Source organism: Caenimonas koreensis DSM 17982 (assembly GCF_009646335.1).
Taxonomy (GTDB): domain Bacteria; phylum Pseudomonadota; class Gammaproteobacteria; order Burkholderiales; family Burkholderiaceae_C; genus Ramlibacter; species Ramlibacter koreensis.
Window position 1 is genome coordinate 1 of the sequence record NZ_WJBU01000022.1, and the last position, 12,719, is coordinate 12,719.

The following is a 12,719-nucleotide window of genomic DNA, read 5'->3' on the forward strand; positions in this document are numbered from 1 at the left end:
TTGGTCCTTGGCGTCGAAGACCATGCGTACTGCACGATCCTGCACCTCGGGTGAAAACTTTGACTTCCTCATAATGGCTCAATCTTCTCAAATGAAAGAGCCTCCTCAAATACCGGGGCGGTTCAAACCGCATCGATTGCGCGATCCGCAAGAATCTTCCAACCTTCACCGTACAAGGGCAAGAAATTCCGCTCGCCGAACACCGGTCCGCCGTCACACAAGTGCTCGACGAGGCGCTTGACCAGATGCACGCCACCGTCGGATCGCTGGATGATGTGGACCACATCCTCTTCACCGGCGGCGGCGCATCGGTCTTCCGTGACCACTTCCAGAAGAAGCATCCGCAACTCAAGCGAATCATCCGCATGGATCAGGATCCGATCTATTCCAACGTGCGTGGATTCCAGATCGTCGCGGAGAAGGATCTGGAGAGGGCACGGTGAATCCTTGCCCGTGTAGAAGCCCATGAAGCGCCTTCAGCATCGCATCTCACTGGACCCCGCCATGGGTCCGCTCTACGACTGGCTCTGCACACTTGATTCTGCGACACGCGCGCGCGAAGTCGTCTATCTCGTCAGGCTCGGCGCCGAAGTTCACCTCGGTGCAAGGTCACTGCACCTTGCGGGCGGCGAAGAGCGCATAGGTGAGCCGGCGTCGGCGGGCAACAGGAACGACGAACGTCCTGCGCAAGAGGATGGCCCGGTGGACATGGACCCATGGAATCTACCCGTCATGGTTACGCCGCCGCGACGACTGTCATAACAGTTGATCCAGTCCGCTCTTGACATTGGGGAGTTGCATGCAACTCTGGCTTCATGAAAGGAGCCATATGAACACCACAACTCACGATGCCCGCTTGTCCTCCGTACTGCTTGCCGAAGCCGAAGCAACTTCGACTCATCGGCATTGGCTGCTGGACTCGATCTACGGACGAGGACTGTTGGAACTGCGTCTCTCTCAACTTGTTCCGTCGATACAGCTGTCGATCTGGGGATGCGGAGACGAGTTCACCGAGGTGCTCGAATACTTGGTCGACGATCTTGGCCTGCGTCAATGGAAGAAACCGGCGCGACTGAGGCAGCGACTCGACTATTTGAACAACGTCTTCCGCCTCATATTGCGCGTGCGCCGCGGCGCAGCCGCATGAGCAACCAGATGGATTGGATCTCATTGGACAACGCGCTCGGAGAAATTCACGCGCTCGCTGCATCGGCGATCGAAGCCTTCTCCAGTGCGCCTGGGAAGGATGCCGACAGCGTTCTCTTCCGAGATCTGCCAGCGAATGTGTATCACGCAGACCGAGATGCGTTGAGCTGCTCATTGCTGAAGCCGCTCCTGACTTCGCCAGCGCATTTCCAGGCGGCGCTTGTCGCACAACGGAAATCTTCAGCAGCACAGGACTTCGGCTCTCTGGTCCACCTATTGGTCCTCGAACCGCAGCACCTGTCTCGTGAGGTGGCCGTATATCCCGGCATCGCAAATTCGCGGGACAGAGACTTCAAGGTGTTTGCCTCTGCGAACTCTCACAAGATCGTCGTTGACGAGCCCACGTTCAGCACCGCGCGCCGGATCGCTCACAAAGTCGCCACAACACGATTCCGAGGACGACTGCTCGCCCAGTTCATAGAGGAGTCGATGACTGAGTGCAGTGTCTATTTCACTGAACCAGTGACTGGACTGCGGCTCCGCGTGCGCTTCGACGCATACCACCCGGAGATCAGCTTCGACCTGAAGACCACCCGCCATGCGGCGCCAACGGAATTTGCCCGCGACGCAGTCGTCCTGTCTTACGACATGCAGGCGTACATGTATTCGCTGGCGCGCTCCAAGTTTGAGGGAACCAGCACGCCCGCTCCGTTCGTGTTCATTTCGGCGGAAACATCGGCGCCCTATTCGGTTTGCACACATCTCGCAGGAGCGACGCTCATTGAGAACGGCGAAGCCAAGCTACGTGAGTGCCTCACAACGTTCAAGGCCTGCACTCTGGTGCGGCACTGGCCTGATCTCAGTTGCCACACGACTCTGGATATCCAACCCTGGCAGCAGTATCAGCCGGGAGACCATTGGCGTTCTGCGTTGGCGGAGTAGCAGTGCCGTGCCTCAATCAATTCCTGTGTTCGGCGACCCGTACGCCGTGCAAGTGCTCACGATGCGGACTGGTTCGCATCGTTTGCGGCCTGCTTCCCCGAGCCGTACTATTTGGCTGCGACTCAAATGAGCTCGCGACGGCGCAATGCTGTCAATGAACCGAAGCACCGAAGGCGGCGTGAACCGCCCAGTGCAAGCCACAACGGGCAGCCTCAACTGCCGGCCCACCAAAGCCCCGACCTCCGGGTACGGCTGTCTCCTTCAATTCATACAAATCCCATGTCCAGCACGAACATGATTTCGCACGTCGACCTTCGCCCAGAACAGGGCACGCCGCCGCATGGCGTTGACGAGGCCGCCACGCTATGTGCACACGAATTGCCAGCAACTTCGGGCAGGGACGGTCAAAGTGACTGACAGCAGCACCACCATCTATCGCTGGATTCGGCTTCCAAAGCATTGCGCGGACACCGGTGATACGCCGGACGCGGTACACGCGCGACGACGCAAGGGCGTATGGCAGGACGGTGTGCAGTGCCGCGTCGGTCCGGATGGCAACCTTTACGTAAACCCCGAGGAGTGGAACAAATGGGTGGAAGGAAGCAGCACGACATCGTATGCCCACGCGGCGTCACGGTCCGCGACTTCAAACACGAGCGCCGCATTCAGATAGCCTTCAGCTACCAAGGTGTCGAGTGCCGTGAGTTGCTGCCGCCAAAACCGGTGACGCAGACAAGCGTGAGCCAGGCCGGCGGTCTGCGCGCAGAGATTGTCCGCCGCGTCGCTGAAAAGACGTTCGTCTACACCGAGTATTTTCCCGACAGCCCGCGTGCCGCGCAGTTCGCGCCCACCGGCTTGCGCGTCCTGCTGGATGATCGGCTGAGGCTCACTGAAGAGGCGTACGAACGACAGGTCGCCAACGGCAAGATGTCGCCGTCGACGTTGGCCGGCTACGTGAAGGCGATTCACAGCGAGCGCATGACTGACTTCGTCCGCGGCCGCGCAATCGCGAGCGTGAAACCCAGCGAAGTACGCGCGTTCGCATCCGGTATCGAAGGCACGGCCAAGCACGTGCGCAACCTGATGACGCCACTGCGCGCGACGTTCGCAGACGCGCTGAACGATGACCTGATTCCGTTCGATCCGTTCACGCGCATCGACATGACGTCGCTCCTGAAGAAGACAACAAAGAACAGCGACTATGAAGTCGACCCGTTCACGCAGGAGGAGCGCGAGATCCTGCTGCAAAACGCGCGGCCGGACGAGGCGCCACTGGTGCGCTTCTGGCTGCACGCCGGCCTACGCCCCGGCGAGCTGATCGCGCTCAAGTGGCCGAAGATCGACTGGACGCAGCGCCGCGCGCGCATCGACGTGAACCAGGTGGTGGGCGTGGAGAAGATGCCGAAGACTGCCGCGGGCATCCGCGACGTTGACTTGGATGAAGGGGCGATCGCCGCGTTGATTGCACAGAAGCCCGCAAGCCTCGAGGCCGGCGCGCACGTGTTCCTGAATCCGCGCACAGGCAATGCCTGGACGACGGACGCGCAGCTGCGAAAGACACTCTGGGTGCCTCTGCTTGAGCGCTCCGGCGTCCGTTACCGCAACCCCTATCAGTGCCGCCACACATTCGCCAGCGCCTTGCTGACTGCGGGCGAGAACCCGTGGTATGTGGCGGAGCAACTCGGGCACGTCGACGTGCAGATGGTCTTCCGGACGTACGGGAAGTTCATTACTGCGGACTACCAGAAGCCGAAGGCTGAGCCGACACTACGCGCTGTCGCCGGTCGGTCAACATAGATGATCGCCCGAGCACGCATTTGAGACGATAAAAGCGCAGGAAGGCCAAGTAGATAGCCCGATTGCTTTCACTGTAGTCCAAGCGAAGCCCCCGCTTCAGCGCACGAGGGCGCTGGCCCCCATCGGGGACTCAATATTTGTAGTCATCAGGGTTGAGTTCTTCGAGCACTTCATCAATGGCGGGGTGATTTTGATCAGAGTTGACACGCACTAAAAGGCATTTGTTGCGACTGAGCAAGTGCTTGTACCAAACGAAGTCCAAGTCTTTATAGGACAAGTCCTCTCTGTCTATCACCTCGAATCGATATTCATACTCTTTAACGTACTTGTCGTACTTGGTAGAAATGATCCGAATTTTTACTGTGCGGCCATCGAACGTGACGCAGCCTCGCTGAGTTTTGCGGTCCGACCACTTACGAGTTGTCTGGCTAACTGACAATGGCTTTTGGAACGGCATCGCTGCCGACTTCTTTGCGAGCTTGTCGGCTGCGCGGTTATAGATATTTGACTTGTGCCCTTTCACCCACCGTACGTCAACGCGAATCGGGCAAGTAGTAACTTCCTTCTTGAGGCGTCTCCAAAGGTCAATGTTTTTTACGGGCGTCCCATTCGCGCCTCGCCAAGCCCTCTTCGGCCAAACGTACATCGCACTGACGAAGTTGTCGGTGACGTACTGGGAATCCGAGAACAGCAAAATCCTCTTGAACCTGCCCAAGTCGGGGAAGACGTTCATGGCCTCCTGCAAGCCGACAGTGCAGGCCTGAATTTCCATCTCGTCGATAGTCGCGCTCTGGTAACCGGTCGGCGCGTACTCGCTCGTCTGGGAGTTTCCCGCCTCATCCACCCACATGAGCACTACGCCCACACCAGCCGCTCGTTTTTTTCCGGGGAACGATGAACCGTCCGTGTAGATGTTCAATGCCTCCTCGTCATGAATTCCGCCTTGAGTGATCACCATTCCTCCGTTATAGATTGCAGGTGCTCGGTTGACTAAGGACTCAAGAGTGCAAATCTGACGCGTCTACAGCTGGACCAGGCCGGTCTGCTCGAGCCGAATGGCCATGGTCATGTCCGACACTTTGAAAAGATCGTGGAGCGATCCAAAGTGTCGGCCGCGAAATCGCCTTGCTGTCGCAATCAAACGCGCCAGAGCTCTCGAATGAGGCGGCGAGTTTGTCAATTGCGCGTATTCCTGCCCCAGAAGCTCCCACGCAACCTCGTCTGTAAGCATCAGGGACGTGACATTGAATGCGCTTCGGAAGGCCTTGGTGAGCAAGGCGGATGGCACTAGCAGGCACCCTGCGTAGTGATTCGCTTCCCGTTCCTTCCAATCCGCCGGAACACGAGTCTCGAGCCCTTGCATCGGGAGTTCGCGGTGGTGGTGCATGCCAGGATGATCGAGTTGAAGGTGCGCGACTTCATGCGCGAGGGTAAAGCGCTTCGCTCGTTCACTTTGATGATCCGATATCCCGACAAGATTGAGATCACGGTTCACAAATCCGCCGAAACGATATCCCGGCCGCGTGTCGCCGGAGATAAACCCTTCCTGAACCTCGTAACCTAAATATGCTGCAACGAGCCAAGGATCACAGAGGTCCAGGCGCTGCATCTTCTCACCCGGCCACAAGGAAAACTGCTTGTCCCACATCTCGCGCTGCACCTCTAGTGCACACTCCTCGATGCAAAACGTAGTATTCATTGCGAAAATATAGCGCATTTTGACGCTGTACGCTATAGGTGGGGTCCGAGGGGCGAAGAAACACTACCGGTAGCGCTTTTTCGCGGATGGCCACAGCACGATACCGGAGGTTTCGCGTCACACCTCCGCGTATGTCTACGCACATCACAGCGAAGACCTCGGGATCTAAGCCCTGGCTGCTTACAGCCAGTTCAAGCTCGTGTGGGAGGTCTCGATGGCTCCGCTCGTTCGCGTGCGCACAATGTTCAAGAAGACGTGGAGACGCAATACCGTACATGGTTGTGTGAATGTCCGGAGGTGGCCAACACCGAACCAAGCCGCCCGAGCGATTTCGGACCAGAGAAGCCGCATATCCATCGCGAGCTGGTGGAGTTGCAGACGCTTGATACAGCAACGAAGATCAATAAGCCGCCATACCGCAGCACGCCGGAGGACATCAAGGCGCTACATGGACTGACGTTGACGACCTTGTCGATCTAGCGCCTGGTCGCGCCGCGCGTCTGAGTTTTGCGTGCGAATTTCCGTGCGAAACGCGTGCGAAACGACCGCCAATGAACGGCGGTTTGGGACAGTTTTTAGTCAATCGCCAGTGTTGTCATTCACTGGCGTTGACCGTCATTAATGGTGGAGCTGGCGGGAATTGAACCCGCGTCCGCAAGCCTTCTTCGCACAGTTCTACATGTTTAGCGGTCTGATTTGAGTCTCGCCTCCTGGGTCGCGCAGTCGCACGCTACCCAGGACGCCAGCGTCCTATTTTCTCGTCCCGATCCAAGGCGCCCGGATCAAGACCAGCCGATGTGAATGACTCCGCAGCCTTCAACTTGCGTTGTTAGCCCCAACCCATCGACGAATTGGTGCGGAGCGGTTGCTTAGTGTTTAGTTAAGCAGCCATTGCGAACGAAGATTCGTTCGCAGCGGCCATACCGGAGTAGCTGTTTGTGGCAGTTACTTTAGTTTCCAGCGGTTTTACGAGGAACTGAAACCTCGACATGCCCTGCCGCGCGTCCGAACCCACGTCGAAACCGGTGCAGCCCCAGGAACTCCGTATCTTACGCCTGCAAACGCTATTTCAAGAGCGGGAGCAACTCAAGAGGTGTGCCGATGTGTGCGTGGGCGCCCCACTTGCTCGCGTCGCCCTCACTGCCGAGGTAGCCGTAGGTGGCCGCAACCGTCCCCATACCAGCGGCATGCCCGGCGACAACATCACGCTCATCGTCGCCGACGTAGATGCACCGGGCGGGCTCGATGCCGAGCTGGCGTGCGGCTTCGAACAGCGGCGCTGGGTGGGGCTTGGCGTGGGGGGTGGTGTCGCCACCAATCACCGCTTTTGCTGTGACAAACAGGTCCATGCCCTTGGTCAACGGCCCGGCAAACCGCATGGATTTGTTCGTGACCACGCCCCACGCAAGGCCCCGGCCCATCAATTGGTCGATCAGTTCAGGGATGTCCTGGAAGATCGACGTGCGCTGCGTCATGCAGCTCTCGTAGTTGCTGAAGAATTCTTCACGCATGTCGAGGTAATCCGGGTGATCTGGCGTCATGCCGAATGCGATTCCCAGCATGCCGCGCGCGCCGGCGCCAGCCATCGGGCGATAGCGCTCCAGCGGCAATGAGGGTAGGCCACGATCGACCCGCATCTTGTCGGCGGCAGCGCCGAGATCGGGGGCGCTATCAATCAGCGTGCCGTCCAGGTCGAACAGCACGGCACGCACGTCACTGAACATCAGTGCCGCCTCGCGGCGATCATGTAGTTCACGCTCGTATCGGCCGAGATCCAATAGCGCCGGGTGATTGGGTTGTATTGCATGCCGCGCGTATCGACGAGGTCGAGGCCACTGCTGCGGCAATGCGTTGCCAGCTCGCTCGGTCGCAGGAACTTCAGGTACTCGTGCGTGCCCTTGGGCAAGAGATTGAGCAAGTACTCCGCACCCACGATCGCGAACAGGAACGATTTCGGGTTGCGATTGATCGTCGAGAAAAACACCCAGCCGCCGGGCTTGACCAGCGCACTGCATGCGCGCACCACCGACGAAGGGTCTGGCACGTGCTCAAGCATCTCCATGCACGTGACGACGTCGAAACTCGACGGCGCTTCAAGCGCAAGCGCCTCAATACTCACCTCGCGGTAGTGCACGTTCGGCGTCTCTGCCTCAAGCGCATGGAGCTGGGCCACTTTCAGCGCCTTGGTGGCGAGGTCGATCCCGAGCACGTCGGCGCCTTTGCGCGCCATGGCGTCCGACAGGATGCCGCCGCCGCAACCCACATCGAGCACACGCTTGTCTTTGAACGGCACGTGCGACTGGATCCAGTCGAGGCGCAACGGATTGATCTGGTGCAGCGGGCGGAATTCGCTCTCGGTGTCCCACCAGCGATGGGCCAGGTCCGAAAATTTGGCAAGCTCCGCCGGATCGGCGTTGACGGTTGTTTCACTCATGGACACATTGTCGCGGTTCAGGAAAAGCCCGACATGAAAAAGGCCCCGCAAGCGGGGCCTTTTTCGTTGCCTCGGGAGAGGTCTTATTTGGCGCGCGTGCCGACCACTTCGATTTCCACGCGACGATTCTTCGCACGGCCTTCGCTGGTCTTGTTGTCGGCGACAGGCTGCTTCTCGCCCTTGCCTTCGGTGTAGACGCGGTTCTTTTCGATGCCCTTGGTCACCAGGTAAGCCTTGACGGCTTCAGCGCGACGCACGGACAGGCTCTGGTTGTAGGCATCGGTGCCGACGGAGTCAGTGTGACCCACAGCGATGATGACTTCCAGGTTGATGCCCTTGACCTTGCCGACGAGGTCGTCAAGCTTGGCCTTGCCTTCCGGCTTCAGGACCGACTTGTCGAAGTCGAAGAAGGCGTCAGCAGCGTACGTCACCTTAGTAGCGGCGACGGGCGGGGCCGGCGGAGGTGCAGGGGGCTTCGGTGCGACGACCGGAGGTGCCGGGGGCTTCGGCGCGACGGCCGGCGGTGCGGGCGGCACCAGGGCGCCATCGCAACCCTTGGCGGCGGTAGCCGGGGTCCAGAATGCATCGCGCCAGCAATATTCGTTGGTGCCGTTCTTCCAGACCAGCTCGCCAGAGCCGTTTTGCCAGTTGTCAATCCGGTTGCCGCCATCGGCTGCGGTCACGCGTGTCTGCGCGCCTGCAGCGCTTGCCAGGGCAGCAGCGGCGAACATCAGCGCAACTTGGTTCAGTTTCTTCATGGTTCTCCTCTTGGGGGGAAAAAGCCGCAGCCGCGCTGCGTTAAATACTACGATTAAGGTGACCATCACCAAAAGCGTCAAACTTATTGTGCCACACGTCCTTACACACGCAACCTATGCATGGGTTGACGCCGTAGGACAAAACCGCATTACCCCTCGATTGTTGCGATTCAGCTACATGACTCGCGTGCCCGTAAAATTGCCGGTTTAGCGCCAGCTCCGCCCTCTTCACGCATGACCCAATTCGCCAAAGAAACCCTGCCCATCAGTCTTGAAGAGGAAATGCGCCGGAGCTACCTCGATTACGCCATGAGCGTCATCGTCGGTCGCGCCCTCCCCGATGCGCGAGACGGCCTCAAGCCGGTTCACCGCCGCGTGCTCTTTGCGATGCACGAGTTGAACAACGACTGGAACCGGCCCTACAAAAAATCTGCGCGCATCGTGGGCGATGTCATCGGTAAGTACCACCCGCACGGCGACCAGTCGGTGTACGACACAATCGTGCGGCTGGCGCAGGATTTTTCGATGCGCCACATGCTGGTGGACGGCCAGGGCAACTTCGGCTCGGTCGACGGCGACAACGCTGCGGCCATGCGATACACCGAGATCCGCCTTGCCAAGATCGCGCACGAAATGCTCGCGGACATCGACAAGGAAACGGTCAACTTCGGGCCCAACTACGACGGCAGCGAGCAAGAGCCGCTGGTGCTTCCGAGCAAGCTGCCCAACTTGCTGGTCAATGGCTCGGGCGGTATTGCCGTGGGCATGGCGACCAACATCCCGCCACACAACCTGAACGAAGTTGTCGATGCCTGCCTGCATTTGCTGCGCAACCCGGAAGCGACGATTGACGAGCTGATGGAGATCATCCCCGGCCCCGACTTCCCCACGGCCGGCATCATCTACGGCATCAATGGCGTCAAGGAAGGCTATCGCACGGGCCGCGGCCGCGTCGTGATGCGCGCCAAATGCCACTTCGAAGACATCGACCGTGGCCAGCGCCAGTCGATCATCGTTGACGAGCTGCCCTACCAGGTCAACAAGAAGACGCTGCAGGAGCGCATGGCCGAACTGGTCAACGAAAAGAAGATCGAAGGCATCAGCCACATCCAGGACGAGAGCGACAAGTCCGGCATGCGCCTGGTGATCGAGCTCAAGCGCGGCGAAGTGCCCGAGGTGGTCCTGAACAACCTGTACAAGCAGACGCAACTGCAGGACACCTTCGGCATCAACATGGTGGCGCTCATTGATGGCCAGCCACGCCTTTGCAACCTGAAGGACCTGATCAAGGTCTTCCTGGAACACCGGCGCGAAGTGGTCACGCGGCGCACGGTGTTCACCCTTCGCAAATCGCGCGAACGTGGGCACGTGCTCGAAGGCCTTGCCGTTGCATTGGCCAACATCGACGAATTCATCGCGATCATCCGCAACGCGCCGACACCGCCCGTGGCCAAGACCGAGTTGATGAACCGCTCGTGGGACAGCCAGCTGGTGCGCGAAATGCTGACCCGCACCCGAGAAGACGGCGGCGTGGTCAATGCAGACGACTATCGCCCCGACGGGCTCGACCGCGGCTACGGAATGCAGTCCACCGGTCTGTATCGCCTCTCGGACACGCAGGCTCAGGAAATCCTGCAGATGCGCTTGCAGCGCCTCACGGGGCTGGAGCAGGACAAGATCGTCGCCGAGTACAAGGAAGTGATGGCAGAGATCGAAGATCTGCTCGATATCCTGGCCAAGCCCGCGCGAGTCTCGACGATCATCACCGAGGAGCTCACGCTTATCAAACAGGAGTTCGGCCAGGGCAAGCTGGGCGCTCGCCGCAGTCTGATCGAACACAACGCACAAGACCTCGCCACCGAAGACCTGATCACGCCGACCGACATGGTCGTGACGCTCTCGCACTCGGGCTATATCAAGAGCCAGCCGCTGTCCGAATACCGCGCGCAAAAGCGCGGTGGCCGCGGCAAGCAGGCCACGGCGACGAAGGAAGACGACTGGATCGACCAGCTGTTCATCGCCAACACGCATGACTGGATCCTGTGCTTTTCCAACCGTGGGCGCATGTATTGGCTCAAGGTGTGGGAAGTACCGGCAGGTTCGCGCGGCTCGCGTGGCCGCCCGATCGTCAACATGTTCCCGCTGCAGGACGGCGAGAAGATCAACGTCGTGCTGGCTGTGACGGGCGCCAATCGCACGTTCCCGGCCGACCACTTCATCTTCATGGCGACCTCCAAGGGCACCGTGAAGAAGACGGCGCTCGATGAATTCAACAACCCGCGCAAGGGCGGCATCATCGCCGTCAACCTCGACGAGGGCGACTACCTGATCGGTGCCGCGCTGACCGATGGCCAGCACGACGTGATGCTCTTCAGCGACGGCGGCAAGGCCGTGCGTTTCGACGAGAACGACGTGCGCGCGCTGGGCCGCAATACGCGCGGCGTGCGAGGCATGGACTTACCCGAAGGCCAGAGCGTCATCGCCATGCTCGTCGCTGAAGACGAGCAACAAAGCGTGCTGACTGCCACCGAAAACGGCTACGGCAAGCGCACGAGCATTACCGAATACACGCGCCATGGACGGGGTACCAAAGGCATGATCGCCATCCAGCAAAGCGAGCGCAACGGCAAGGTCGTCGCTGCAACGCTGGTGCATGCCGACGACGAGATCATGCTCATCACCGACAAGGGCGTGCTCGTTCGCACCCGCGTCAGCGAGATCCGCGAACTCGGTCGCGCCACGCAGGGCGTCACGCTGATCGGTCTGGACGAAGGCTCCAAGCTCAGTGGACTGCAGCGCATCGTCGAGAACGACGCACAGGCAGCCGAAGGCGAAGACGCACCCGCCGGCGCCGACGAATGAGCAAAGACCTCGCGCAGCTTCGGAGCGAGATCGACGCGGTCGACCGGGAGCTCCTGGCGACGCTGAACAAGCGAGCCGCCCTGGCCAATGAGGTCGGTGAACTCAAGCGTGCAGAAGGCTCCAATGTGTTCCGGCCTGACCGCGAGGCCGCCGTCATCAACGGCTTGCAGTCTGTCAACCCAGGGCCTCTGAAGGCCAGCAATGTCGCGACGATCTGGCGTGAGGTCATGTCCGCCTGCCGCGCCCTTGAAGCGCCGCAACGCGTCGCATATCTCGGACCCGCAGGCACCTTCAGCGAACAGGCAGCACTGAACTTCTTCGGCTCGAGCATCGAGCATGTGCCGTGCATGACATTCGATGAAGTCTTTCACGCGGCGACATCAGGCACTGCTGACTTCGGCGTCGTTCCGGTAGAAAACAACAGCGAGGGCGTCGTCACGCGCTCGCTCGACCTGATGCTGCATTCGCCGCTTCACATCGTCGGCGAGATCAGCCTGCTGGTGCGGCATCACCTGCTGCGCCTGTCGAATTCGCTGGATTCGATTGAAGCAGTCCTTGCGCATCCCCAGGCGCTTGCGCAGTGCCAGGGTTGGCTCACCAAGCACTTGCCCAAGGCCGAGCGCCGGGCCGTGTCGAGCAACGCAGAAGGCGCGCGGCTGGCGGCAACGAACCCAGCGTGGGCGGGCATTGCCAGCGAGCGGGCCGGTAGCGAATTCGGCCTGCATATTGCGGCCCACGCCATCCAGGACGACGCCTTCAACCGGACGCGTTTTGCCATCATCTGCCTGCCGCAAACGCTGCAGGCGCCGCAAGCCTCGGGCAACGACTGTGTGAGCCTTGTCGTGTCGGTGCCCAACAGGCCAGGGGCGGTGCACGACATCCTGGTGCCCCTGAAGCAGCACGGCGTTTCCATGACGCGCTTCGAGTCACGGCCAGCACGCTCGGGCCAGTGGGAATACTATTTCTACATTGATGTGCAGGGCCACCCTTCGCAGCCGCACGTTGCGGCCGCACTCAAGGACCTGCAGTCGCTGTGCGCGTTCTACAAGGTGCTCGGCACCTATCCGGTCGGGGAGTGACA

Annotated in this window: 13 protein-coding genes and 1 other RNA gene; 7 read left to right on the forward strand and 7 right to left on the reverse strand. The window is 60.1% G+C overall.

Annotation, left to right across the window (positions count from 1 at the left end; genetic code table 11):
- Positions 1-122 precede the first annotated feature (122 nt).
- Positions 123-467: a hypothetical protein gene (locus GHT07_RS18495; protein ID WP_153586586.1), complete on the reverse strand. Its 345-nt coding sequence runs from the start codon at positions 465-467 to the stop codon at positions 123-125.
- On the opposite strand from GHT07_RS18495, the gene GHT07_RS18500 reads away from it, so the two are divergent.
- The 4 genes from GHT07_RS18500 (at position 466) to GHT07_RS18510 (ending at position 3,885) form a co-directional block, all read left to right on the forward strand.
- The gene (locus tag GHT07_RS18500; protein ID WP_153586587.1) at positions 466-762 is read left to right on the forward strand and encodes a hypothetical protein; all 297 of its coding nucleotides are present in this window, start codon (positions 466-468) and stop codon (positions 760-762) included. The genes GHT07_RS18495 and GHT07_RS18500 overlap by 2 nt on opposite strands.
- 67 nt (positions 763-829) lie before the next feature.
- Positions 830-1,147, forward strand: coding sequence for a hypothetical protein (locus GHT07_RS21340; RefSeq protein WP_194792987.1), 318 nt, complete (start codon positions 830-832; stop codon positions 1,145-1,147).
- On the forward strand, positions 1,144-2,088 hold the full coding sequence (locus GHT07_RS18505; RefSeq protein WP_194792988.1) for a PD-(D/E)XK nuclease-like domain-containing protein: 945 nt from the start codon (positions 1,144-1,146) through the stop codon (positions 2,086-2,088). The genes GHT07_RS21340 and GHT07_RS18505 overlap by 4 nt, the downstream gene beginning before the upstream one ends.
- Positions 2,089-2,676: 588 nt before the next feature.
- On the forward strand, positions 2,677-3,885 hold the full coding sequence (locus tag GHT07_RS18510; protein WP_153586589.1) for a site-specific integrase: 1,209 nt from the start codon (positions 2,677-2,679) through the stop codon (positions 3,883-3,885).
- 130 nt (positions 3,886-4,015) lie between these two features.
- Here GHT07_RS18510 and GHT07_RS18515 read toward each other — a convergent pair whose 3' ends face one another.
- Both GHT07_RS18515 and GHT07_RS18520 read right to left on the reverse strand, forming a co-directional pair.
- Positions 4,016-4,843 (reverse strand): RNase H family protein, encoded by an 828-nt coding sequence (locus GHT07_RS18515; protein WP_153586590.1) that lies wholly within the window; start codon positions 4,841-4,843, stop codon positions 4,016-4,018.
- 63 nt (positions 4,844-4,906) lie between these two features.
- The gene (locus tag GHT07_RS18520; protein ID WP_194792989.1) at positions 4,907-5,584 is read right to left on the reverse strand and encodes an ImmA/IrrE family metallo-endopeptidase; all 678 of its coding nucleotides are present in this window, start codon (positions 5,582-5,584) and stop codon (positions 4,907-4,909) included.
- A gap of 297 nt (positions 5,585-5,881) precedes the next feature.
- On the opposite strand from GHT07_RS18520, the gene GHT07_RS18525 reads away from it, so the two are divergent.
- Entirely contained in the window at positions 5,882-6,064 is a 183-nt protein-coding gene (locus tag GHT07_RS18525) for a hypothetical protein (protein WP_153586592.1), read from the forward strand.
- A gap of 142 nt (positions 6,065-6,206) precedes the next feature.
- On the opposite strand, the gene ssrA is transcribed toward GHT07_RS18525, so the two are convergent.
- The 4 genes from ssrA to ompA all read right to left on the reverse strand — a co-directional run bounded on the left by ssrA (position 6,207) and on the right by ompA (position 8,776).
- Positions 6,207-6,619: a transfer-messenger RNA gene (gene ssrA, locus GHT07_RS18530) on the reverse strand.
- A 29-nt stretch (positions 6,620-6,648) separates the two neighbouring features.
- Positions 6,649-7,308: an HAD family hydrolase gene (locus tag GHT07_RS18535; protein ID WP_153586593.1), complete on the reverse strand. Its 660-nt coding sequence runs from the start codon at positions 7,306-7,308 to the stop codon at positions 6,649-6,651.
- Positions 7,308-8,018, reverse strand: coding sequence for a bifunctional 2-polyprenyl-6-hydroxyphenol methylase/3-demethylubiquinol 3-O-methyltransferase UbiG (ubiG, locus tag GHT07_RS18540; protein WP_153586594.1), 711 nt, complete (start codon positions 8,016-8,018; stop codon positions 7,308-7,310). The genes GHT07_RS18535 and ubiG overlap by 1 nt, the downstream gene beginning before the upstream one ends.
- Positions 8,019-8,101: 83 nt before the next feature.
- The gene (gene ompA, locus GHT07_RS18545) at positions 8,102-8,776 is read right to left on the reverse strand and encodes an outer membrane protein OmpA (protein WP_153586595.1); all 675 of its coding nucleotides are present in this window, start codon (positions 8,774-8,776) and stop codon (positions 8,102-8,104) included.
- 234 nt (positions 8,777-9,010) lie between these two features.
- On the opposite strand from ompA, the gene gyrA reads away from it, so the two are divergent.
- Positions 9,011-11,638, forward strand: a complete 2,628-nt coding sequence (gene gyrA, locus GHT07_RS18550; RefSeq protein ID WP_153586596.1) for a DNA gyrase subunit A — start codon at positions 9,011-9,013, stop codon at positions 11,636-11,638.
- On the forward strand, positions 11,635-12,717 hold the full coding sequence (gene pheA / locus GHT07_RS18555; RefSeq protein ID WP_153586597.1) for a prephenate dehydratase: 1,083 nt from the start codon (positions 11,635-11,637) through the stop codon (positions 12,715-12,717). Before gyrA ends, pheA begins: the two co-directional genes overlap by 4 nt.
- The last annotated feature ends 2 nt before the right edge of the window (positions 12,718-12,719 follow it).

What these genes read in the sequence shown, in the direction of transcription:
- GHT07_RS18535 (WP_153586593.1), bottom strand. Translation starts at nt 7,308, where the DNA reads ATGTTCAGTGACGTGCGTGCCGTGCTGTTCGACCTGGACGGCACGCTG.
- GHT07_RS18510 (WP_153586589.1), top strand. Translation starts at nt 2,677, where the DNA reads ATGGGTGGAAGGAAGCAGCACGACATCGTATGCCCACGCGGCGTCACG.
- gyrA (WP_153586596.1), top strand. Translation starts at nt 9,011, where the DNA reads ATGACCCAATTCGCCAAAGAAACCCTGCCCATCAGTCTTGAAGAGGAA.
- pheA (WP_153586597.1), top strand. Translation starts at nt 11,635, where the DNA reads ATGAGCAAAGACCTCGCGCAGCTTCGGAGCGAGATCGACGCGGTCGAC.
- GHT07_RS18500 (WP_153586587.1), top strand. Translation starts at nt 466, where the DNA reads ATGAAGCGCCTTCAGCATCGCATCTCACTGGACCCCGCCATGGGTCCG.
- ubiG (WP_153586594.1), bottom strand. Translation starts at nt 8,018, where the DNA reads ATGAGTGAAACAACCGTCAACGCCGATCCGGCGGAGCTTGCCAAATTT.
- GHT07_RS21340 (WP_194792987.1), top strand. Translation starts at nt 830, where the DNA reads ATGAACACCACAACTCACGATGCCCGCTTGTCCTCCGTACTGCTTGCC.
- ompA (WP_153586595.1), bottom strand. Translation starts at nt 8,776, where the DNA reads ATGAAGAAACTGAACCAAGTTGCGCTGATGTTCGCCGCTGCTGCCCTG.
- GHT07_RS18520 (WP_194792989.1), bottom strand. Translation starts at nt 5,584, where the DNA reads ATGAATACTACGTTTTGCATCGAGGAGTGTGCACTAGAGGTGCAGCGC.
- GHT07_RS18505 (WP_194792988.1), top strand. Translation starts at nt 1,144, where the DNA reads ATGAGCAACCAGATGGATTGGATCTCATTGGACAACGCGCTCGGAGAA.
- GHT07_RS18495 (WP_153586586.1), bottom strand. Translation starts at nt 467, where the DNA reads ATGGGCTTCTACACGGGCAAGGATTCACCGTGCCCTCTCCAGATCCTT.
- GHT07_RS18515 (WP_153586590.1), bottom strand. Translation starts at nt 4,843, where the DNA reads ATGGTGATCACTCAAGGCGGAATTCATGACGAGGAGGCATTGAACATC.